This window comes from Streptomyces sp. CCM_MD2014, from assembly GCF_000772045.1.
Lineage (GTDB): Bacteria > Actinomycetota > Actinomycetes > Streptomycetales > Streptomycetaceae > Streptomyces > Streptomyces salinarius.
The window spans coordinates 6,344,701-6,364,651 of the sequence record NZ_CP009754.1; the positions used below are offsets into that span (position 1 = coordinate 6,344,701).

Here is a 19,951-nt window from a genome sequence, read left to right on the forward strand (position 1 = left end):
TGTCGTGCTGAACGCAAACGGGAGGGCTCATGCCGCAGATCACCGTCGACTACTCCGGTCGGCTCGCGGACGGCTTCGACCGGCCCGCCTTCGCGCGGGCCCTGCACGAGGCCGTCGTCGAGATCGCGTCCGCCAGGCCGCCGGCGTGCATGACGCAGTTCCGCCGCGCCGAGGACACCGTGGTCGGCCCCGACACCGAGGGGCACGCCGTCGTGCACGTCACGCTCGGGCTGCTCGCGGGCCGCACCGACGAGACCAAGGTGCGGCTGACCGAGGCCGTCCTGGAACTGCTGCGGCAGTACGCCAAGCCGGGCGACGGCCTCGTCCTGCACGCCTCCGCCGAGGTCCGCGACCTGGACCCGTCGTACCGCACGTTCGAGACCGAGTAGCCGCACGGGCCCCGGGCCTCACGGCAGGCCCCGGCGGCCCAGCCAGGCCGGCCGCACCGGCACCCGTCCGCGTCCGGCTCGGGCTCCCGCGCGGCGGCGGGGGCGGGCGGTTCCGCCCCGGCCTCCGGGTCCGCCCCGGCCTCCGGTTCCGGCTCGGGTGGCTGCGGTGCCGTGGAGTCCGTCAGTAGCTCCGCCACCGTGGACCGGGTGACGAACGACTGCCGGGCCCCGTCCACGACGAGCAGGAACCCGTCGCCGACCCGCAGCAGGCGACGCCGCCGGGGGCTGAGGGGTGGGCGGAGGATCAACTCCGCGCCCGCCGCTCCAACTCGGCGAGCGCCTCCTCGCGGGACCCGGTGACGTGCGCCACGGCCTGGGCCTCCGTGTGCTTGCGCTCCCCGGTCCCCAGGGTCGTCTCCACGACCAGCCCCCACGTCGGCACGGTGCTCATCGGGCCGTCAGGGCGAGAAGCCGCTCCACCAGGTCCCCGAAGGGGCCGTCGTCCGGCTCGTCGGCGAGGACCCGGCGGACGAGCGCGCCCATCTCCTCGTCCTGGGCGGCGCTCACCGCGAGCAGTGCGGCGAAGTCGTGCACGAGCTGGACCTCCAGCTCGGCGCGCGGAATGCGGCGGCCGTCCAGCCAGATCAGCGCCGTCGACTCGGCGAGCGAGATCCAGGAGCGGACGACCAGGTCCAGTCGCGCGGGCGGCTCGGCGACGTCCAGGTGCGAAAGGATCTGGACATACGCGGCCTGCCGTACGGAGTCCACCAGCGCGTTGGTCGTCGACGAGCCCACGGCCGGGCCGCCGCGCATCAGGGCGGAGAAACCCGGGCCGTGCTCGTCCACGAAGTCGAAGTACCGGCCCATCACGCGCAGCAGCCTCGCGCCCAGCGGGCCCTGGCGCGGCTCCGCGAACCGGGCCGCCAGATCGTCCGAGGCGCGCTGCAACGCGGCCTCGTACAGGCTGAGTTTGCCGGGGAAGTAGTGGTAGACCAGCGGGCGCGAGATGCCCGCGGCCAACGCTATCTCGTCGATGGAGACCTCGTCGGGCGAGCGGCGGCTGAACAGTTCGAGCGCGACGCCGATCAACTGCCGCCGCCGCTCCTCGACGCCCATCCTGCGGCGTACCCCGGTAGTCATACGAACACCTTACCGATCGAATCCGGCCCCGAACGGGCCGGACCGGGCATCGGTGTTCACATGTCGAGCACGAGCCGCGTACCCCGGCACCGGGACACGCAGATGAGCATCGAGTCGCCGCGCTCCGAGTCGGTCAGCAGGTCGTCCCGGTGATCGATCTCGCCCTCCAGCACCGTCTGCTGGCAGGTCCCGCACCAGCCCTGCTCGCACGAGTACGGGGTGTTGGGCAGCTCGGCGCGTACGGCGGCCAGCACCGAGGAGTCGCCGGGCACGGTCAGCGTGCGCCCGCTGCGGTGCAGTTCGACCTCGAACTCCCCGTCGCCGTCGGCCGTCGTACGGGGCGCGAACCGCTCCAGGTGCAGCGCGGCGCCCTCGGGGAGGCGCTCCTCCACGGCCGCCATCAGGCCCTCCGGGCCACAGCAGTACACGGCCGTGTCCTCGGGGAGGTCCGCCAGGAAGGAGTCGAGATCGGGCCGCCCGTCCTCGTCCTCGGGGACGACGGTGACGCGACCGCCCTCCGGGTCCAGCTTCCCGACCTCCTCCAGGAACGGCATCGACGCGCGCGTCCGCCCGCCGTACAGCAGCCGCCACTCGGCGCCCTCGGGCAACGCCCGCAGCATGGGCAGCACGGGTGTGATGCCGATGCCCCCGGCGACGAACGCGTGGGCGGGGGCGTCGACGAGGGGGAAGCGGTTGCGCGGGCCGCGCACCTCCAGCTCCGTGCCCTCCTGCACCTGTTCGTGCACCTCGCGCGAACCGCCCCGTCCGTCCTCGACCAGCCGTGCGGCCACCGTGTACGACGAGGTGTCCTCCGGATCGCCGCACAGCGAGTACTGCCTCACCAGGCCCGACGGCAGGACCAGGTCCAGGTGGGCGCCAGGCTCCCAGCGGGGCAGGTCGGTCCCCTCCAGACGCAGCAGCACCACCCCGTCGGCCACCCGCTCGTGCGCGGTCACCAGCAGCGTCAGCGCGCGGGGGCGCGGCGGCCCGGAGGCCGACGGACGCGGGACGGCACTCGTCCGGGGCGGCGAGCCCGGCGCCCGGCGCCGTACCGCCGCGCCCACGACGAGCGCGGCGCCGGCCGCGAAGAGCAGGGGCGTCGGCTTCCGCAGCCGCGCCATGAACGGAACAGGCTTGTTAGACATGGCGTCAATGTACTGAGCGGTAAGTCGGCGGGGAACCCTTCTGCCGACACTTGTTGACGTCGCTGTCAGCAAGGGTGGGCCGGTGGCGATGAACGGTGGCTAGCGCAGTCCGCCGATCGTCCGCCCGTTCTCCAGCGTGCCCTTCAGCTCGGCCCGCGCACCCTGCTCGGCCTTCGCCGTCAGCAGGTTCCCCTCGGCGGAGTCGCTGACACCGCCGGTGGCCTCGATCGACGTCGTGCCGCGACCGGCCGCGGCGAGCAGGTACCAGTGCCCGCCCTGCGACTTCCACAGCACCCCGGCCAGCACGTGCGGATCGCGCTCACCACAGGCCGGCACGTCCTGCGCCCTCGCCGCCACCGCGCCCTGCGCCCCGCCCGGCGTACGGAACTGCGCCAGCACCCGGGCCCCTTCGCCCCGCCAGGTCTCGGCGCGGGTGCACACCCAGTCGCCCGCCCCGGTCCCGTCGGGCAGCGGCTGCGACGCGAACTCCCAGGCGTTCACCGACCGGACCCCCTGTCCCCGCACCGCGCCCAGCGAGCAGGCGTACGGCGCCCAGGCGTCCAGCGCCTTCGCACCCGAGGCGTCCTTCGCGGCACCGGGGCGCCCGGTGGTGAGGCGGGCCGGCACCAGCTCGCCCAGGTCGGTCACCACGCGGGTGTCCGCACTGTCGGTCAGCTCCAGCGCGTTCCACGACGTACAGGCGCCGGACCGCTGCTGCACGGGGCTGGCCAGCGGGGACGTCACACCGTCGGTGAGCGTCAGCTCCTTGGGGCCGGAGTCGGGCTCGACCAGATCACGGGCGGCCACCTCCGTCACCCAGGGGGCCGTCAGATAGCGGACGTTCCCGTCGGCCCGGCCCAGCACCACCGCGGTCGCCGTGGCCCGGCCGGCCCCGTCGGTCCGCGCGAAGTCCAGGGCGGCTCCGGCGGAACCGTTCTTCGGCTCGGCGTACCGGACCAGGCGCAGACCGTCGTGCAGGATCACCACCCGCGCGTTGTCCACGTTCCCGGCGTACAGCAGCTGCGGCGGACCGGCCGGAGCGCCGGTCTGGGTCCCCGGCGTCGCCGACACCCCCACGCTCTCGCCGGGCCGGGCCCAGACGGCCAGGGCGCGGCGCAGCAGCTCCTCGTCGCCGGTGAGGTCACCGCGCGCCGGCCACACCGAGAAGTCCGTGCGCGCGGACGTCTCCCAGGCGGCGGGCGCGACCCGGGTGAGCCTGCCGGGGTCGAGCGCGGCCTCGGCCGCCGGGTTCCTCGCGTACGGCGGGGCGGCGGCACCGTCCGGTCCCCAGCCGTCCCCGGGCAGGCCGAGCAGGGCCCCGCACACCACCAGCGCCGCCCCGGCGACCAGCGCGGCCTTCGTGTGCTGGCGCCGGCGCAGCAGATCGGTCGGGCGGGCCTGCAGCGAGCACGGGTCGAACTCGGGGGAGCCCAGCAGCCCGTACTGCCCCGGCACCCCGTCGGCCTCCCGCAGCGCGGCGTCCGCGTCGGCCACGCCGGCGGCGGTCAGCACCTGCCGTACCCCGTCGTCGGGGAGCCGCTCCAGACCGCGCAGCACGTACGCCGCCCGGCCCGCACCGGAGAGCGCGGACAGCCGCTGGTCCAGGTCGAGTTCGTCGGCGCCGCCCGAGCGCGGGAAGAGCTTGAGGCCCCGCACGTGGGGCAGCAGCGGCGGCAGCTGGGACCGCCTCGGCCACGCCCGCCGCCGCAGCGGCAGCCCCGCCTCCAGCGCCGTACGCACCACCCGCAGCCGGACCAGCGCGTACCCGGGGTCGACCTCGCGGCCGGTGGACTGGGCCGGGATCACCGCGGTCGTCGTCCGGTTCCGGGGCAGCGCGCGCTGCGTGAGGGCGTGCGCGGTCAGGACGCGGCGGCCCCGGCCGAGGCCCGGCGGCAGCACCAGATAGGCCAACCGGGCCAGGCGCGGATAGTGCTCGACGAGCGCGGCCTCGGCCTGCTCGACGTCGACGACCGGGTCGGACGAGGAGGCGGAGGACGGTGCGGGGCGCGGGGCGACATCCTGTGGCTGCACGTTCAGCAGAACGAGCGAACCGGGGGATGGTCACCGTGAGGCGGCCCGGGCGAGGCGGGCTACTCCGCTTCGGGCTCAGCCTCCACCAGCTGCCGCGCGTAGTTGGCCATCGACCTCTGGTACCGGGGGAGATGGGGTGCCAGCGCGCCGAGCACCAGGGACAGGCCCTCGCGGTCGCGGCCCATGCTCGACAGGCAGAGGGCGAGCACGGCCCGCACGGCGTCGTCCAACTCGTCGGACGGAGCGACCAGTTCCGGCGAGAGCAGCTTCACGCCCTCCTCCGGGTGCCCGGTGTTCCGCAGCGAGCTGGAGAGCTGGATCTTCGCCCGGCGCCCCTTGTACGCGCTGACCTCACCGAGCCCGCGTTCCAGCGCCTCGCGGTACAGCGGCACGGCCCGGTCGGAGTGACCCGTGGAGTCCCAGGCGCAGGCCCGCTCGAACAGGCCGAGCGGACTGTCCGCGGGCAGCTCGTCGGCGAGGGCGTCGATCACCGCCCGGAAGTCGGCGGCGTCCTCCTCGGCGTAGTCGTCGAATGCCGCCCAGGCGGCCGTCACGCGCTCTTCCCAGTCCTGGTCCACCCCGCCACTCTCGCACGGTCCCGGCACAAGAGCACGCGGGTTCCTGAGTACTTCGCGCGCCACGCCCGTATCGATGGCGAGAGCCCCACGCAGGGGCTCCGTGCGGCATGTCGCACCGGCGGACCGGAGGAACACATGAGGCTGACCCGACCGATGCTCGCGCCGGCCGCCCTGGCGGCGGTCCTGGCACTGACGGGCTGCGGCGCCGACGGGGACGGCGAGGCCGCCGTGCCCCAGACGGCGACCGGCAGCCTGGAACACCTGGCCGCCGAGGCGAAGTGCGCGCCGGACATGCAGACCGACGCCGACACCATCCGCCAGGCCCTGTGCGGCAAGGGCGACGAGAAGTACGTCCTCGCCACCTTCGCCACCGACCGGGGCCAGCGCGAATGGATCAACACCGCCAAGGACTACGGCGGTTACTACCTCGTCGGCCGCAAATGGGTCGCCGTCGGCCACGAGGACGTGGTGGCGGACCTGCGCGGCCGGCTCGGGGGAAACCTGGAACAGGGCGTCCAGCACGGCGGCGGCGGGCACGACGCCGGGCACTCGGCCGGGCACGGCGAACACGCCGCGCACGGCGGCTGACCGAAGGCACGGGAACACGCAGAGGGCCGGCGGCGGATCCCCGCCACCGGCCCTCTTCCGACCGAGGGTCCCCGCGCCGCTACTGGCAGTCCTCGCCGCGGTTGATGCAGTCGACCACCTTGTTCATCAGGTTCTCGTCCATGACGTTGATGAAGTCGTTGTGGTCGGTGATCGGCTTGTGCAGCTGCTCCGGGAAGCTGTCCACGGCGTACGGATTCCGCACCTGGCCGTTCTCGACGGTCGGGGTGGGGATGTCGTACGCGAGGCGGATCTGCAGCTGGGGGACGGCCTGGAAGCCGTTCGGGCAGCTGCCGTCCTCCTGGACGAAGGCCATGTGGTCCCGGTGGTTGGCGCTGTCGATGTTCTGACCGTCCCAGCAGCTCTGGAAGTTGGTGGTCCGCAGCACCTGGCTGCCCTCGGGGCACAGCGGGTACTTGTCCGTCACCTGCCGGTCCTCGAAGCCCGAGCAGCTCCACGAGGTGTTGGCGTTCGCGTCGCCGTTGGTGAAGGACTTGGCGTCACCGGTGATGATGCGCAGGAACTTCGGCATCGCGACCACGTCGCCCTGCCGGCTGCCGACGAACTGGATCCGGGCCTCGGCGGGCTTGAGGATCTTGCCGACGTTGCCCTCGGCGCCGCCGCCCTGGTCGTTCGCGTCGAACTCCTGGGTACCGTCCTGGAGGCGCAGCACCGGCCAGTAGTACGTGGACTTGTCGCCCTGGTTCTGGCAGGAGGTGTCCGCGTTCGCCAGGTCCTCGTCGCTGGAGAAGGCGTCGTTGTCCTGGTTGCCGACGTAGTCGTGCGTGTGGTGCGCGCCGTTGTCGACGCCGGGGGCGGCGATCAGGTTGTCGCTGTTGAACAGGTTGTTCTCGTTGACGCCGCAGTCGGTGGTGAAGGTACCGGTGGAGCCGCCGTCGCCGTTCGCGGCCAGGCCGTTGCGGCTGTCGCGGGAGTTCGGCTGTACGTCGTTGATGTCGACGAAGTCGTCGGCGACCGGGCCCGCGACACCGTTCCCGTTGTCGTCGTCGCCCCCGTTGCCGCCCTGGTTCTGGCCGTCGTCCATCTGGCCGTCGCCGTCCTGGCCGTCACCGTTCTGACCGCCGCCGTTCTGCGGCTGGTCCGCGGGGCGGCCCTGGCACTCGGCCAGCTGGTCCAGGTTGTCGTCGGCCTTGCCGCCGGCCCGGTTGATCTCCAGCTGGATCCGGTCGATGATCGCCTTCCGCCGGTCCTTGAGCGGGCCGAGGATGGCGTTCCGGACGAACTGCGCGTCACCCGCCTGTGCCCGCCGTGTGGTGGCCAGGCGCTGGTAGGCGTCGGTGATCTGGCTGTCCATCGTGGCCAGTTCGCCGTCCACCTCCCCGCGCGCCCGGTCCGGCACGTCCCGGATCTTCTGACCGACGTCGGGACAGTCGATCGTCGCCACCTGCGCGGCGGCCGACCTGGTCCGGTTGTGGCCGGAATGCTCCTCGTGCGCCGAAGCGTAGAAGTTGGCCCAGACCAGCCCGCCCCCGCCGACCGCCAGGGCCGCCGCCCCGGCAACGATCTTGGTGGCCAGCGGCGTACGGCGTTTTCTCGTGTTGCGTCCCATGGAACTCCTCAAACTTCCTTGCGGAGGCATCGCTTGCGGGGCGTCGAGGGCGCCCGACAGGGGTGAAGCGGCTCCCATCCATACGGAAGCCGCTGCGGAGGTGTTCACCCGTGGGAGGAATTGGCGGGTCCCGTGGGACGCGTGGGACGCGCGAAAGGGTCAGCGGCCGCGGTCCAGATAGGCCAGAACCGCCAGGACACGGCGGTTGTCGTCGTCCGAGACCTCCAGGCTGAGCTTCGCGAAGATGTTCGCCGTGTGTTTGGCGATCGCCCGCTCCGTGACGACGAGCTTCCCGGCGATCGCCGCGTTGGTCCGGCCCTGCGCCATCAGCTCCAGCACCTCCAGCTCGCGGGGGGTGAGCCGCTCCAGCGGCCGGTCCTCCGCCGCCCGCCGGCTGAGCAGCTGCTGGATGACCTGCGGGTCCATCGCCGTACCGCCCGCCGCCACCCGCCGCACGGCGTCCACGAACTGCTCCGCGTCGAACACCCGGTCCTTGAGCAGGTACCCCACCCCGCCGCTCCCGTCGGCCAGCAACTCGCGGGCGTACAACTGCTCCACGTGCTGGGAGAGGACCAGCACCGGCAGTCCGGGCCGGTTGCGGCGGGCCTCCAGCGCGCACTGCAGGCCCTCGTCGGTGAGCGTGGGCGGCAGCCGGACGTCGACCACGGCGACGTCCGGCTCCAGCTCGGCCAGGGCCCGGGACAGCTCGGGGCCCGTCTCGACGGCGGCGGCGATCTCGAAGTTGTGGGCTTCCAGGAGCCGGACCAGCCCGTCGCGCAGCAGGAACAGGTCTTCGGCTAGGACAACGCGCAAGGGATCTCCATGGTGACCATGGTGGGGCCGCCCGCGGGCGAGCTGACGGCCAGGACGCCGTCGAATGTACCGAGTCGCCGCTCCACCCCGGCCAGGCCCGAGCCCGCTCCGATCGCGGCGCCGCCCTTCCCGTTGTCCGTGACACAGACGCGCAGCAGGCCCTCGCCGTGGTGGACGTCGATCCAGATCCGGTCGGCGCCGGAGTGCTTCACGGCGTTGGTGAGCACCTCGCTGACCGCGAAGTACGCGGCCGACTCCACGGGGGCGTCGGCCCGGCCGGGCAGGTCCACGTCGACCTCGACGGTGACGGGCAGCCGCAGCGCCAGCGCGCGCACCGCGTCGCCCAGGCCGCGCTCGGCGAGCACCGGCGGGTGGATGCCGCGCACGAGTTCGCGCAGCTCGGTCAGGGCGTCGGCGGAGGAGCGGCGGGCCTGGGCGAGCAGCTCCCTGGCCTTCGCCGGGTCCTTTTCCAGCAGTGCCTCGATGGTGCCCAGGTCCATGCCCATGGCGACCAGCCGGGCCTGCGCCCCGTCGTGCAGGTCGCGCTCGATGCGGCGCAGCTCGGCTGCGGAGGTGTCGACGGCGTCGCGCCGCGTCTCGGTCAGGACCCGTACCCGCTCGGCGAGTTCGGTCTGGCCCGAGCCGAGGATCGCTCCGGTGAGCCGGAAATGCGCCTTCAGCAGCAGCGGGGTGAGCCAGAGGGAGGCGACGAGGAGCACGGCGCCCAGGGCGGCGGCGAAGAGGGCGGAGGTCTGGCCGGTGACCTTGACGAAGCCGTACCAGTACCCGTCGGGCAGCACCCGCCACAGCCCGGCCGCGATGACGAAGCCCTCCAGCGGGTAGAGGGCCAGCACGAAGGCGAGCAGTGCGGTGACGGCGCCCGCCGTCATGTCGACGGGCAGCCACAGGACGTCCCGCCAGGTCGCAGGGTCGCGGAGCATTCCGAAGGTGCGGGCCCACGGGTTGGCGTCCGCGGGCAGCGGCCGGTAGGCCCGCCGGATGCGCACCCCGCCCCATTCGGCGGCGAGCAGCCGCCGCCAGTCCGCGAACTTCCGGACGCCGGTCAGCACCCACGGGGTGGTGACGATGCCGATTCCGATCGGGACGAGGGCGATGGACACGAGGCTCAGGCAGAGGCAGACCACCGCGCCGGGCAGGGCGATGAACGTCAGTGCCAGTCCCCGCACGGCCGCCAGCGCGACATCCCGTGTCCGGGTTTGTGCCGGGGTCCGTGTCCGCCGTGTGCCGCTCTTCGTCTCGATGCTCATGGCATCAGTCTCGCCGAGGCGGCGGGGCGGGGCACTGGGCCGGGCACCCCGGTCAGGGGGTGGTGCCAGGTACACCTCCGCCCTCCGGGAGGCCGTCGGCGGAGGCGAGGGCCTTCGCCTCCGTTTCCGGGTCCAGGCCGACCGGGGGCCGGTCCGGTCGCCGGGGTGCGGTGCCGCCGATGTCCCGCAGCCAGGCCCAGGTGTCGGCCACCGTGTCCTCGACGGGCCGGCAGGCGAGGCCCGTCGCCCGGGCCCGGGTGACGTCCGCCGTGTGCAGGGCGTCGTACAGGTCGCTGCCCGGGGGCGTCCACACCGGCAGGTGCACCCACGGCTCGATGCCGGCGGCGAGGACGGTCGCGGGCTCGGTCCAGCGCAGGTCGGCCGCGCCGCCCGTGACCCTGGCGCAGGCGTCGAGCAGGCGGCCCATGGTGGTGTGCCCCGGCGGGGAGACCAGGTTGTACGGTCCGCTCAGCTCCCGCTCCACCGCGCCGAGCGTCCAGTCGGCGAGATCGCGGACGTCGATGTACTGCAGGGGCAGGTCGCGCGGGCCCGGCGCGAGGACGGGCCCGCCGCGGGCGACGCGGTTCAGCCACCACGGCAGCCGGCCGATGTTCTCGTACGGGCCGAGGATCAGCCCGGCCCGTACGAGCACGGAGCGGTCCGCGCCGAAGACGTCCGTGGCCGCCAGCTCCCCGCCCCGCTTGTCCCGGGCGTAGTCGCTCTGTCCGGCGTCCGCCGAGGCGCCCTCGACGAGCGGGGCGTCCTCGGCGCACCCGGCGGGCGGGGGCCACGCGTACACCGAGCGGCTCGACACGTACACGTACCGTCCGGCGCGGCCCCGCAGCAGCCGCGCCGCGTCCCCGACCGCGCGGGGCGCCGCCGACCAGGTGTCGACGACGGCGTCCCACGCGGCCCCGGCCTCCGCCAGCGCGGCGAGCCCGTCGGGTGCGGTGCGGTCTCCGTGCAGCGCCCGCGCTCCGGCCGGCGGGGCGTGCCGTCCGCGGTGCAGGACGGTCACCTCCCAGCCCCGGCCGAGCGCGGCCTCGACCACGGCCCGCCCCACGAACTCCGTACCGCCCAGCACCAGTAGTCTCATACCGGTCACTGTGCCGGGTACGGCGGCCGAAGGGTACGGGCCTCTGCCGTCAGCAGAGGGGCGCCATGCGGCCGACGCCCGCGGTTGCCCGGATCAGCGGCTCAGCGGCCGGCGGGCGGGGTGTACCTGTAGCCGACGCGTCGCACCGTCTGGATCGTCTGCCGGTGCTCCGTGCCGAGCTTGCGGCGCAGCCGGGCCACGTGCACGTCGACGGTGCGGCCGTCGCCCACGTGCCCGTAGCCCCACACCGTGGTGACCAGCTGGTCGCGGGTGTGCACCCGGTTGGGATGGCTGACGAGATGGGCGAGCAGCTCGAACTCCAGGTACGTCAGGTCGAGTTCGCGCCCGTCCACGGCGGCGGTGCGCCGCGCCTGGTCGATCCGGACGAGCGGGTTCTCCGCCCGGCCCGGACCCGGGCCCTGGGGCCGGGCCTGCCCGGGGGTCCGGAACGGCGGCTGCCGGTCGGCCGGGACGAGTACGAGGTAGCCGACCATTGGCGGGTGCCCCGGCAGCGTCGGCAGGGTGTGCTCGGGTGCGGGCAGCCAGGTGGCGCCCGGTGGCAGCAGGTCCACGACGTCCGCCACCTCGTCCGGGGCGACGGCGCGCAACCGGTGCCGGGGACCGCCGGAGTCGGGGAGGACGGTGGGGGAGTCGAGGGTGACGGTGGACAGGGAGCGGGTGGTCGCCATGAGACGTCAGCTCTTTCGCGCGAGAGGTTCGTCGGGAGGGGGCGACGGGCGCGCGTGCGTGGTCGCGGGCGCGTCGCGGGACGTACGTCGTGCGCACCGGCGGCAGGCGCTGGAGGCCTGTGAGGTACGGCTTCTAGCGGGCCGGCGCGATCGTCGCGCGGCAACACACCCGGTCGAAGTCGTCGTGCTGACGGGAAGGCCAGAAGGGCTCGAGGTCATGGCGACCCGTCGCTGCGTACTTCCGGAAGCTGGCCATGGGCCCATTGAAGCAGACGGCGGCGGGGGAGAGGAGACTCCTCTCAGTGTGTGGACGCCGACTGGCCGGAACCGGCCGCCGGACCGGTCAGCCCTCCAGCCGTTTGCGCCAGTTCAGCGGGGAGACCTCGATCGCTCTGCCCGGGTCGCCGTTCCACTCCGTGGACAGTCCGGACCCCGCGAACGCCGCCACGACCTCGTGCCCGACGGCCGTGGTCGTCTCCTCCGAGCCGTCGAAACCGCCGTAGTGCAGCATGAGCCCGTATCCCTCGGCGGCGGCCTCGGTGCTCTGCCGGTGGAAGAAGACGAAGCCGCGGGCCCCCTCGCGCTCCGCGCCTATCTCCGCGGTGCCGCAGCCGCGGCAGCAGGCGAAGTTCTCCCGGGCGGTGACGCCGGACGCGTCCAGGGTTCGGAAGACCCGGGTGAGGCGGTCCGGGTCGGTGGTCTCCTCGCCCCAGGTCTCCTGTTCGGCCAGCCGCTCCAGCCAGAGCCGGTCCACCAACTGCCAGGCCTGGGCCCGGGAGACCGGCCGCTCGTCGTCGGCGTCGGGGTCCCGGTACTCCTCCGCGATCCCGACCAGCGTCTTGCGGCTGTCGTATCCGCAGCGCAGCCGCTCCCGGATCAGCCGCTCGACCTGCTGCCGGACCCCGTCCGGCAGCTCCGGAACGTCCTTGTCGGGCCCCAGGTCGATCGGCTCCCAGGCCACGCCCGCGTCCCAGCCGGGCTCCTGGCGTGCCCAGCCGGTCAGGAGGTCGGCCACGCGGTGGGGGTCGCCCAGGTCGGTACCGAAGAACGCGTCCGCGGCGGCCCGGTACTCCAGCCGGTACTCCCCGCCCTCCTCGTGCCACACCTGCGCGAACACGTCGGGGATGTCCGGTATCCGCTGCACCACCAGGAAGCGGTCGCCGGCGCGGCCGATGCGCGCCACCAGCTCCCGCAGCTCTGCCGCCCGGATCCGGGCGTGCGTCTGCTGGTTCTCCGTCTCGACCCTGATGGCGAGGTCCCCGTCGATCTCCATGACCCCACCCTCGCACGCGCCACTGACAACTCGGGCCCGGACCGAAGCGGCCCGGGCCCGAGCCGGCCGGTCTCAGACCTGACCGGCCTTCTCCAGCGCCGTGCAGCAGGTGTCGACGAGCAGACGCGTCACGACGTACGGGTCGACGTTGGCGTTGGGACGGCGGTCCTCGATGTAGCCCTTGCCGTCCTTCTCGACCTGCCACGGGATGCGCACCGAGGCGCCGCGGTCGGAGACGCCGTAGGAGTACTCGTTCCACGGGGCGGTCTCGTGCAGGCCGGTGAGGCGGTCGTCGATGCCGGCGCCGTAGTTCTTGACGTGGTCCATCGGCTTGGAGCCCTCGCCGAGGGACTCGGCGGCGGTGATGATCGCGTCGTAGCCCTCGCGCATCGCCCTGGTGGAGAAGTTGGTGTGCGCTCCGGCGCCGTTCCAGTCGCCCTTGACCGGCTTGGGGTCGAGGGTGGCGGAGACCTCGAAGTCCTCGGCGGTGCGGTAGAGCAGCCAGCGGGCCACCCACAGCTGGTCGGAGACCTCCAGCGGGGACAGCGGGCCGACCTGGAACTCCCACTGGCCCGGCATGACCTCGGCGTTGATGCCGGAGATGCCGAGACCGGCCTTCAGGCAGTTGTCCAGGTGCGCCTCGACGACGTCGCGGCCGAAGATCTCGTCCGAGCCGACACCGCAGTAGTAGCCGCCCTGCGCGGCCGGGAAACCGCCCTCGGGGAAGCCGAGCGGACGGGAGCCCTTGAAGAAGGTGTACTCCTGCTCGATGCCGAAGACCGGCTCCTGCGCGGCGAAGCGCCCGGCCACCTCGGCCAGTTCGGCGCGGGTGTTGCTCGGGTGCGGCGTCAGGTCCGTGTCGAGGACCTCGCACAGCACCAGGACGTCGTCGCCGCCGCGGATCGGGTCGGGGCAGGAGAAGACCGGCCGGAGCACGCAGTCCGAGGAGTTGCCCTCGGCCTGGTTGGTCGAGGACCCGTCGAAACCCCACAGCGGCAGGGCGTCCAGGCCGGCGGGGGCGTCCGTGATGATCTTCGTCTTGGAACGGAGCTTGGCCGTCGGCTCGGTGCCGTCGATCCAGATGTACTCGGCCTTGAAGGTCACGGGGGCCACATCCTTCGGGGTGGGTCTCGCCGCACTCGCGGGTACCGCGGCGCTGGGGCGGCAGGGGCGCCGCGTCTACTGCCGTGCAGCGTGCCAACGGGCGATTTCCCGGCCGTTGCCCGTATGTGAACCCCGTGTTACCCGGGGCCGTTGTGGCGCGGCTCACGCCCGTCGTCCCCGGCCGCCTCCCGTACGCCGGTCAGGAAGCCCCTGATCGCCGCCAGTTCCCGCTCGTCGTACCCGCGCAGCAGCTCCACCGCCCGCCCGATCAACGGTCCGAAGTGGGCCCGGCCCAGGGCGACGGCCCGCTCGTCCACCTCCACGGTGACCCTGCGCCGGTCCCGTTCGTCGCGTACCCGCCGCACGTGTCCGGCCTGCTCCAGCCGGTCGACCAGTGCCGTCGTCCCCGCGGAGTTCAGCCCGAGCGCGGCACCCAGGCGCCCCGCGGTCATCGCCTCGTCCGCGCGTGCGGCGTCCATGAGCGCGATGAGCGCGCGGACGTCGGTGGGGTGCATGCCGTTGCGCTGCGCGAACCGCGCGCTGTGCGCGCCCAGTTCGACGGTGACCGCGCGCAGCAGATGGACGACCTCCATCTCCGGTCCCTGATCGGCCATGCCGCTCCTCTCGTATTTCCTCGCTCGACAAGTATCTCGTCAAGCGAGATACTACCGGGTGACGCACGAGAAGCGGGAACAGGGAACAAGCGAAACAGGGGGCACCACTCATGAGCGCTCGCGGCCCGTACGACGCCGGCCGATTCCACGACGCCTACGACAAGGTCATGGCCAAGTGGCCCGGGGGGACCGGGTCCGTGACCGTGCCCACCCCCTTCGGCGAGACGCACGTCAACGTGACCGGCCCGGCCGGCGCCCGCCCCCTCGTCCTGCTGCCGGGCGGCGGTGCGGCGACCTCCGCGTCCTGGTACGCCCAGGCCGCCGAGTTGTCCCGGACCCACCGGGTCCACGCCGTCGACCTGGTCGGCGCCCCAGGCCGCAGCACGCCGGCCGGTGACCGACACCCCCGTACGGTCGCCGACCTCACCGACTGGCTGGACGCCCTTCTCGACGGCCTCGGCATCGCGGAGACCGACCTCGGCGGGCACTCCTACGGCGCCTGGATCGCCCTGCACCACGCCCTGCGCGCGCCCGGGCGGGTACGCCGCCTGTTCCTCCTGGACCCGACCCAGTGCTTCGCCGGGTTCAAGGCGGCCTACCTGCTGCGCGCGCTGCCGATGCTGCTGCGGCCCACGCCCCGCCGCGTCCGCGCCTTCCTGGACTGGGAGACCGGCGCGACCCCGCTCGACGCCGACTGGCTCGCCCTCCAGGAGGCCGCCGTCGGCTTCCCGGAGCGCAGGCCGGTCACCGGACCGCGTCCGGCCCCCGAGGCGCTGCGCGCCCTGGACGTGCCGGTCCTGCTGCTCCTGGCCGGGAACAGCAGGACGCACGACCCGGCCGGGGTGGCGGCCCGGGCGCGGACCCTGCTGCCGCACGTGGAGACGGCCGTGCTGCCGGACGTCTCCCACCACGCGCTGCCGCAGTCCGCACCGCCCGGGCTGGGCCGCCGCCTCGCCGACTTCCTCGCGGCGCCGGACCGGCCCTAGCCCCGGTCGGCCCTCTCGGTCAGCCGACCTTCTCGATCAGCGCCCGCCGGATCAGGAACTTGCCCTCCTCCCGGACCTGTTCGAACGCCGCGTTGTTCAGCAGCGCGCAGCTGCCCGAGACGGAGTTGACCTCGACGGTCGTGGACTTGCCGTTGTCGAGGTTGGTCACCTTCAGCTTGGTGCCCACGGGGAACTGGTTGCTGGAGGCGGCGGGTGCCCCGCCCTCGCCGGAGAGGGTGACGGTGGAGCCGGCGCAGACCTGTTCGCCGGCCTGCGCGGCATCCCCGGCCCGGTCGCCCGCCTGGTCCCCGGCTTGGCCCCCGGCCTGTTCTCCGACGCCCTGCCCGGTGTCCTGCCCTGCGGCCTGTCCGGCCTCCTGCGCGGCCTGGGAGTCCTGAGCCGACTCCCCCACCGTGCAGCCGGACGCCGCCTGCTTGCGCTCGATCTCCGCGACGACCGCCTCGCGGTTCTCGATCCGGGCCGCGGACTGCGCGTCCGGATTGGCCCGCTGGTCCTCGATGAACCGCCGGTTGTTGCCGAGCGCGGTGGCCAGGCCCTGGCATACCCCCGAGTCCTGGGCGGCCTTCGTGCGTGCCTGCTGGGTGGGCTGCGCGGCGTTCGACGCGTTCGCCATGACGAAGGCGCCGCCGCCCGCCACGGTCGCGGCGCCCACCAGCAGCGCGATCTTCTTCTTCGTACCGAGAGTTCTCCTGCGCGACATGCGCGCCTCCTGAAGAGGTAGGGGAGCGTACGCCGCTATGTACGAGATACCGAACGGAGTTACTCAGCGGTCACGTCGACGTGTGCACGTAACCTGCGTCACACACCGGTCCCGGCTCGTCCGTCCTCAGCCCTCCTCGTACGCCACCACGTTGTCGTTGACGTACTGGAGCAGGCCCTCGGTCTGCCGGGCGAGGTCCGCCTCCCCCGTCTCCGAACCGTCGCCCCACTGGCCGTTCGCGAACACCACCGACCGTACGGTCATCAGCCGCCGGAACACGCCGGCCGACCCGGGCGGCACCGTCGGCAGCCCCGCCCCGGGCGGGGGATCGAGCGACACCGTCTGGTACGTCACCGGGTCCATGGAGGCCATGCCGAACACCGTCCCGGCGTCCTCCGCGCGCACGAAGCTCGCCACCGTCACGGACACCTGCGAGCGCCGCCCGGCGTCCGTGAACAGGGCCGTGGTGAGCCGCGAGCAGCCCTCGCCCTGATCGGCCAGGGCCGCCAGCTCCTGCGACATGCCCCGGGCGCAGTCGGTGGTCGTGGCGAGGTCGACGCGCTCGTACCGGGAACCGTCGGCCAGGCGCACGTCCGACTCCGGGAAGGCCTGCTCGGGGCGTACGACCGGCCGCGCGAGCAGTGACGCCAGGGCGGAGGGAGCGTCGGAGGGCAGGCTCCCGGTCACCGAGGGGGCGGCGGCGGGCGTCACGGTCGCCGAGGCACCCGGCGCGGCGGGCGAGGCGGCGGGGGCGTCGTCGCCACCCGTGTACATCACAGCGCCGCCGGCGACGGCCGCGACGAGCACGACGCCCGTCGCCGTCAGCACCGCCGGCCGGATGCGGCGGCCGCGTCCGCGGTGCTGCTCGGCGGGCCAGGGGGCGGGCGCGTACGGACCGTACTGCTCCGGCCGCTGCCCGTACGGCTGCGGCTGTCCGTACGGCGGCTGCGGTCCCCGCGGTATGTGCCGACCGTGGGACGGACCTTGATCATCGTGGGTCATGGCCGCGCAGGGTAACAGCGAGGGCCACCCCGAGTCGCGGCGCGCGACAAGCCCCGATCTACCGGGACAGAGCGTCCCGAACCGCCTCATCGGTGCGGCCCACCACGGCCGTTCCGTCGTCCGCCGTGATGATCGGGCGCTGGATCAGCTTGGGGTGTTCGGCGAGCGCGGTGACCCAGCGCTCGCGTGACGCCTCGTCACGTGGCCAGTCCTTCAGGCCCAGTTCCTTGGCGGCCGCCTCCTGGGTGCGGGTGATGTCCCACGGTTCGAGTCCGAGCCGGGTGAGTACCTCGCGGATCTCCTCCGCGCTCGGTACGTCCTCCAGATAGCGGCGGACGGTGTAGTCGGCCCCCTCCGCGTCGAGCAGGCTGATCGCGCTGCGGCACTTCGAGCAGGCCGGGTTGATCCAGATCTCCATGCCGCACACGGTATCCGGAGCGTGCGGAAACTCGTTCACCACGCGCGTCACAGCGGTCCCGAAAGGCCTTGTGGCCAGGGGCTTTTGTCAGTGGTGGGCAGTAAAATAGAAGCAGTGTTCGAGGGTGTCGCCGGGAAGTCCGGACGGCGCCCCGACCGCGACAGGAGGATGCCCGTGCCCGCTGCCGCACTGAAGCCGAAGCCGTTGCCCACCCAGTCCACCGCCAAGCGGCCCGTCCTGCTCGACCTGCCGTACGAACCCGTGGAGAAGCGTCCGCTGCCGGCGGGCCGCCCCCGCGAGTGGTACATCACGCACAACCGCCGGCTCAAGGCGATGCGGCTCGCCATCGCCCTGCTGGACTCCGGCGTCTACCTGCCCGACCAGGCGCGCAACGAGAGGATACGGAGCGCTGCGCTGACCATCGGGGTCCACCCGCCGTCGGACACGACGTGCCACATGGTGCGGGCGTTGATGCGGTACTCGCGATGAGCTGAGCGCCGGGTGCCGTGTCCCTTCGCGGTGCCCGGCGTCCACGTCGCCCCGGAACTGCCGACCCGGCGCTGCGACCGGGCGCCGAGTCCGCCCCCCTACGCCGACAACTCCCGTTCCAGCGGTGTCCGGAACCGAGGCGTGATCCGGGTCGTGCCCACCCAGGAAGCCAGGCGTTCCGCCTCCGTTCCGATCGCGGTCTCCGCGTCGCGGCCGACGCCCTCGGCGTCCAGGAGCCGCCAGACGATCTCGCCGTCCGGCCGCTGGGCCCAGCCGCCGATCACGCGGCCGTTCCACCACACCGTCGGGCCGACGTTGCCGCTGCGGTCGAACAGCATCGGCCGCAGCTCGGGGGCGAGGTACCAGTCCCGCTGCTGCCAGCCCATCGCCGTCGGGTCCAGGGCGGGCAGCAGCGCCGCCCACGGCTCGGCCGGCCCGGCGACGGGGCCCGCGTCCCCGGCGACCACGTACCCCGTGCCCTCGTCCAGCGAGACCGCCTCCGCGTCGATCGCGGCCAGCGCCCTGCGCACCTCCGTCACGCGCCACCCGGTCCACCACTTCAGGTCGTCCTCGGTCGCCGGTCCGCACGTCCCCAGCCAGCGCCGCAGCAGCTCCGCCTGCGCCTCGCCCGGATCCAGCTCGGGATGCTCGGGCGCCGGTGCCCAGCGGAACTGGCTCGACGTCCACGAACCCAGCGGCCGGCCCCGCACCACCTTGCCCTCCACCCCCAGCACCCTCAACAGGCGGGTGGAGACGGTGTGCACCCCCTCGTAGCTCTTCCCGGCCGCGTAGGCGAACTGCTCCTTCAGGCGGGGTTCGTCGCGGGCCAGTTCGGCCGCCGTGGCCTGGCCGCGCCGGGCCAGCGCGGCCAGTGCCGACTCCTCGACCTCAGTCAGCCAGGCGGCGTCCGGCGCGCCCGCCTCCGCCATGTTCTTCAGCAGCCTGGCCCGCTCCCGGGCGGCGACGGCGCGGCCGGTGGAGGCGTGGACGACCGCCGTCAGCTCCGTCGGGAACACGAACACGGTGTTCCGCATGCCGTGCATCCGCACCAGCGCCCCGTCGTCGTACAGCGCCCGCTCCGTCTCGCCCACGGTCTTCGCCGCGTCCGCCAGCCGCGCGCCGACGGCCAGGTGGACCGTCGCCGGGTCCGTGCCGTGCAGGGCGACCAGGGAACCGGCGACCTCCTCAGGGCTCTCCGCCCGCGAGGCCGCCGCCAGCCGGTGCCGCAGGGCCAGCCGGTCCCGTCGCTCGGTCGCGTTGATGTGCCGTCGTGCGCCGTCACCCATACAGGCCCTCCGCCCGTCCGTGCGTCCGCGGCGTCCTCGGTCCGGCCGTGCGTCCTCGGTACGCCTCCTCGGTACGGACATCGTGCCCGACACCACTGACAGACGGGGGCCCACGGCGGTCACAGGCCGGGCGCGCCCCAGACGGGGAACCAGCGGCCCAGGTCGCCCTCCACCGGCAGCTCGTCGGCGAGCGCCGCGCGTATCCGCAGCTCCAGGGCGTTGTCCCGCTGCCGCCGTTCACCGGGCAGGGGAGCGAAGGGGTAGAACGTGCCCCGCTTGTAGAGGTAGACGAGGGCGAGCCGCCGCCCGTCGTCCTGCGCGAAGCCGGCCAGGGAGCACAGCAGCCGCGGGCCGAAGCCGCCCGCCTCCAGGGTGCTGTTCACCGCGTGCAGGTCGTTCACCAGAAGCGGCAGCTCACCCGGAGAGCGGTGCGAGACGAGCCAGGAGTATCCGTAGGAGTCGTGGGTCAGATCCACCGGGGTCCGGCCGGCGTCCGCGTCCAGCAGGGCGCGGATCTCGCGGTGCGTGCGCTCGAAGGCGGCGCCCTCGACCGTCGCGAAGCACACCGCCCCCTGCCCGGTCGGCCGGAAGCCGGCCGCGGCCTCCAGGCCCACCGCCGCCGAGGGCAGTGCGAAGAGCCGGTCGAGGTCGGGTCCCACCGCCCTGGACCGGCCGAGCAGGATGTCCAGCAGTCCCATGCCCTGGTGTCCGTCCTTCCCGCGGCCGCCCGCGT

22 protein-coding genes are annotated in these 19,951 nt (G+C 73.5%); 4 read left to right on the plus strand and 18 right to left on the minus strand.

All coding sequences use genetic code 11. The features are described from left to right. Nucleotides 1–29: 29 nt before the first annotated feature. Nucleotides 30–389, plus strand: a complete 360-nt coding sequence (locus NI25_RS28165; protein WP_061445131.1) for a 5-carboxymethyl-2-hydroxymuconate Delta-isomerase — start codon at nucleotides 30–32, stop codon at nucleotides 387–389. A 304-nt stretch (nucleotides 390–693) separates the two neighbouring features. On the opposite strand, the gene NI25_RS40825 is transcribed toward NI25_RS28165, so the two are convergent. The 5 genes from NI25_RS40825 to NI25_RS28190 form a co-directional block, all read right to left on the minus strand. Continuing rightward, a complete protein-coding gene (locus NI25_RS40825; protein ID WP_420710780.1) occupies nucleotides 694–840 on the minus strand; it encodes a hypothetical protein in 147 nt (48 codons plus the stop codon). Further along, a complete protein-coding gene (locus NI25_RS28175; protein WP_078884759.1) occupies nucleotides 837–1,529 on the minus strand; it encodes a TetR/AcrR family transcriptional regulator in 693 nt (230 codons plus the stop codon). Before NI25_RS28175 ends, NI25_RS40825 begins: the two co-directional genes overlap by 4 nt. Nucleotides 1,530–1,585: 56 nt before the next feature. Then, nucleotides 1,586–2,674: a PDR/VanB family oxidoreductase gene (locus NI25_RS28180; RefSeq protein ID WP_061445133.1), complete on the minus strand. Its 1,089-nt coding sequence runs from the start codon at nucleotides 2,672–2,674 to the stop codon at nucleotides 1,586–1,588. Between the two features lie 99 nt (nucleotides 2,675–2,773). Next, nucleotides 2,774–4,705: a hypothetical protein gene (locus tag NI25_RS28185; protein ID WP_061445134.1), complete on the minus strand. Its 1,932-nt coding sequence runs from the start codon at nucleotides 4,703–4,705 to the stop codon at nucleotides 2,774–2,776. A gap of 59 nt (nucleotides 4,706–4,764) precedes the next feature. Then, nucleotides 4,765–5,283 (minus strand): tetratricopeptide repeat protein, encoded by a 519-nt coding sequence (locus tag NI25_RS28190; RefSeq protein ID WP_061445135.1) that lies wholly within the window; start codon nucleotides 5,281–5,283, stop codon nucleotides 4,765–4,767. A gap of 135 nt (nucleotides 5,284–5,418) precedes the next feature. On the opposite strand from NI25_RS28190, the gene NI25_RS28195 reads away from it, so the two are divergent. Next, nucleotides 5,419–5,871, plus strand: coding sequence for a hypothetical protein (locus NI25_RS28195; protein ID WP_061445136.1), 453 nt, complete (start codon nucleotides 5,419–5,421; stop codon nucleotides 5,869–5,871). A 79-nt stretch (nucleotides 5,872–5,950) separates the two neighbouring features. Here the strand turns inward: NI25_RS28195 and NI25_RS28200 are convergent, their stop codons facing one another. From NI25_RS28200 to NI25_RS28240, 8 genes are all read right to left on the minus strand, one after another. Beyond that, a complete protein-coding gene (locus NI25_RS28200) occupies nucleotides 5,951–7,459 on the minus strand; it encodes a DUF1996 domain-containing protein (protein ID WP_061445137.1) in 1,509 nt (502 codons plus the stop codon). 159 nt (nucleotides 7,460–7,618) lie between these two features. After that, a complete protein-coding gene (locus NI25_RS28205; RefSeq protein ID WP_061445138.1) occupies nucleotides 7,619–8,272 on the minus strand; it encodes a LuxR C-terminal-related transcriptional regulator in 654 nt (217 codons plus the stop codon). Further along, complete coding sequence (locus NI25_RS28210) at nucleotides 8,257–9,540, minus strand: sensor histidine kinase (RefSeq protein ID WP_061445139.1); 1,284 nt, start codon at nucleotides 9,538–9,540, stop codon at nucleotides 8,257–8,259. The genes NI25_RS28205 and NI25_RS28210 overlap by 16 nt, the downstream gene beginning before the upstream one ends. A 52-nt stretch (nucleotides 9,541–9,592) precedes the next feature. Further along, nucleotides 9,593–10,636, minus strand: coding sequence for an NAD-dependent epimerase/dehydratase family protein (locus NI25_RS28215; RefSeq protein WP_199561039.1), 1,044 nt, complete (start codon nucleotides 10,634–10,636; stop codon nucleotides 9,593–9,595). 101 nt (nucleotides 10,637–10,737) lie between these two features. Next, nucleotides 10,738–11,325, minus strand: a complete 588-nt coding sequence (locus tag NI25_RS28220) for a winged helix-turn-helix domain-containing protein (protein WP_061445141.1) — start codon at nucleotides 11,323–11,325, stop codon at nucleotides 10,738–10,740. Nucleotides 11,326–11,668: 343 nt separating this feature from the next. Continuing rightward, on the minus strand, nucleotides 11,669–12,598 hold the full coding sequence (locus NI25_RS28230; protein ID WP_061445142.1) for a DUF6891 domain-containing protein: 930 nt from the start codon (nucleotides 12,596–12,598) through the stop codon (nucleotides 11,669–11,671). Between the two features lie 72 nt (nucleotides 12,599–12,670). Next, on the minus strand, nucleotides 12,671–13,702 hold the full coding sequence (gene glnII / locus NI25_RS28235) for a glutamine synthetase (protein WP_061445143.1): 1,032 nt from the start codon (nucleotides 13,700–13,702) through the stop codon (nucleotides 12,671–12,673). Between the two features lie 137 nt (nucleotides 13,703–13,839). Next, the gene (locus NI25_RS28240) at nucleotides 13,840–14,316 is read right to left on the minus strand and encodes a MarR family transcriptional regulator (RefSeq protein ID WP_061445144.1); all 477 of its coding nucleotides are present in this window, start codon (nucleotides 14,314–14,316) and stop codon (nucleotides 13,840–13,842) included. A 110-nt stretch (nucleotides 14,317–14,426) separates the two neighbouring features. Here NI25_RS28240 and NI25_RS28245 point away from each other — a divergent pair, with 110 nt between their 5' ends. Continuing rightward, nucleotides 14,427–15,302: an alpha/beta fold hydrolase gene (locus NI25_RS28245; protein WP_061445145.1), complete on the plus strand. Its 876-nt coding sequence runs from the start codon at nucleotides 14,427–14,429 to the stop codon at nucleotides 15,300–15,302. A gap of 19 nt (nucleotides 15,303–15,321) precedes the next feature. Here NI25_RS28245 and NI25_RS28250 read toward each other — a convergent pair whose 3' ends face one another. From NI25_RS28250 to NI25_RS28260, 3 genes are all read right to left on the minus strand, one after another. Then, entirely contained in the window at nucleotides 15,322–16,023 is a 702-nt protein-coding gene (locus tag NI25_RS28250) for a hypothetical protein (protein ID WP_061445146.1), read from the minus strand. A gap of 126 nt (nucleotides 16,024–16,149) precedes the next feature. After that, nucleotides 16,150–17,025, minus strand: a complete 876-nt coding sequence (locus NI25_RS28255; protein WP_061445147.1) for a hypothetical protein — start codon at nucleotides 17,023–17,025, stop codon at nucleotides 16,150–16,152. Nucleotides 17,026–17,083: 58 nt separating this feature from the next. Then, complete coding sequence (locus NI25_RS28260; protein WP_061445148.1) at nucleotides 17,084–17,443, minus strand: arsenate reductase family protein; 360 nt, start codon at nucleotides 17,441–17,443, stop codon at nucleotides 17,084–17,086. Nucleotides 17,444–17,617: 174 nt separating this feature from the next. Between NI25_RS28260 and NI25_RS28265 the strand changes: the two genes are divergently transcribed. Next, nucleotides 17,618–17,932, plus strand: coding sequence for a hypothetical protein (locus NI25_RS28265; protein WP_061445149.1), 315 nt, complete (start codon nucleotides 17,618–17,620; stop codon nucleotides 17,930–17,932). Between the two features lie 98 nt (nucleotides 17,933–18,030). Here NI25_RS28265 and NI25_RS28270 read toward each other — a convergent pair whose 3' ends face one another. Continuing rightward, nucleotides 18,031–19,218: a winged helix DNA-binding domain-containing protein gene (locus NI25_RS28270; protein WP_061445150.1), complete on the minus strand. Its 1,188-nt coding sequence runs from the start codon at nucleotides 19,216–19,218 to the stop codon at nucleotides 18,031–18,033. 119 nt (nucleotides 19,219–19,337) lie between these two features. Beyond that, the gene (gene pspAB / locus NI25_RS28275) at nucleotides 19,338–19,916 is read right to left on the minus strand and encodes a PspA-associated protein PspAB (RefSeq protein ID WP_061445151.1); all 579 of its coding nucleotides are present in this window, start codon (nucleotides 19,914–19,916) and stop codon (nucleotides 19,338–19,340) included. Nucleotides 19,917–19,951: the final 35 nt, after the last annotated feature.

What these genes read in the sequence shown, in the direction of transcription:
- NI25_RS28230 (WP_061445142.1), bottom strand. Translation starts at nt 12,598, where the DNA reads ATGGAGATCGACGGGGACCTCGCCATCAGGGTCGAGACGGAGAACCAG.
- NI25_RS28195 (WP_061445136.1), top strand. Translation starts at nt 5,419, where the DNA reads ATGAGGCTGACCCGACCGATGCTCGCGCCGGCCGCCCTGGCGGCGGTC.
- NI25_RS28215 (WP_199561039.1), bottom strand. Translation starts at nt 10,636, where the DNA reads ATGAGACTACTGGTGCTGGGCGGTACGGAGTTCGTGGGGCGGGCCGTG.
- NI25_RS28175 (WP_078884759.1), bottom strand. Translation starts at nt 1,529, where the DNA reads ATGACTACCGGGGTACGCCGCAGGATGGGCGTCGAGGAGCGGCGGCGG.
- NI25_RS40825 (WP_420710780.1), bottom strand. Translation starts at nt 840, where the DNA reads ATGAGCACCGTGCCGACGTGGGGGCTGGTCGTGGAGACGACCCTGGGG.
- NI25_RS28270 (WP_061445150.1), bottom strand. Translation starts at nt 19,218, where the DNA reads ATGGGTGACGGCGCACGACGGCACATCAACGCGACCGAGCGACGGGAC.
- pspAB (WP_061445151.1), bottom strand. Translation starts at nt 19,916, where the DNA reads ATGGGACTGCTGGACATCCTGCTCGGCCGGTCCAGGGCGGTGGGACCC.
- NI25_RS28255 (WP_061445147.1), bottom strand. Translation starts at nt 17,025, where the DNA reads ATGACCCACGATGATCAAGGTCCGTCCCACGGTCGGCACATACCGCGG.
- NI25_RS28210 (WP_061445139.1), bottom strand. Translation starts at nt 9,540, where the DNA reads ATGAGCATCGAGACGAAGAGCGGCACACGGCGGACACGGACCCCGGCA.
- NI25_RS28180 (WP_061445133.1), bottom strand. Translation starts at nt 2,674, where the DNA reads ATGTCTAACAAGCCTGTTCCGTTCATGGCGCGGCTGCGGAAGCCGACG.
- NI25_RS28260 (WP_061445148.1), bottom strand. Translation starts at nt 17,443, where the DNA reads ATGGAGATCTGGATCAACCCGGCCTGCTCGAAGTGCCGCAGCGCGATC.
- NI25_RS28220 (WP_061445141.1), bottom strand. Translation starts at nt 11,325, where the DNA reads ATGGCGACCACCCGCTCCCTGTCCACCGTCACCCTCGACTCCCCCACC.
- NI25_RS28245 (WP_061445145.1), top strand. Translation starts at nt 14,427, where the DNA reads ATGAGCGCTCGCGGCCCGTACGACGCCGGCCGATTCCACGACGCCTAC.
- NI25_RS28165 (WP_061445131.1), top strand. Translation starts at nt 30, where the DNA reads ATGCCGCAGATCACCGTCGACTACTCCGGTCGGCTCGCGGACGGCTTC.
- NI25_RS28250 (WP_061445146.1), bottom strand. Translation starts at nt 16,023, where the DNA reads ATGTCGCGCAGGAGAACTCTCGGTACGAAGAAGAAGATCGCGCTGCTG.
- NI25_RS28200 (WP_061445137.1), bottom strand. Translation starts at nt 7,459, where the DNA reads ATGGGACGCAACACGAGAAAACGCCGTACGCCGCTGGCCACCAAGATC.
- NI25_RS28240 (WP_061445144.1), bottom strand. Translation starts at nt 14,316, where the DNA reads ATGGCCGATCAGGGACCGGAGATGGAGGTCGTCCATCTGCTGCGCGCG.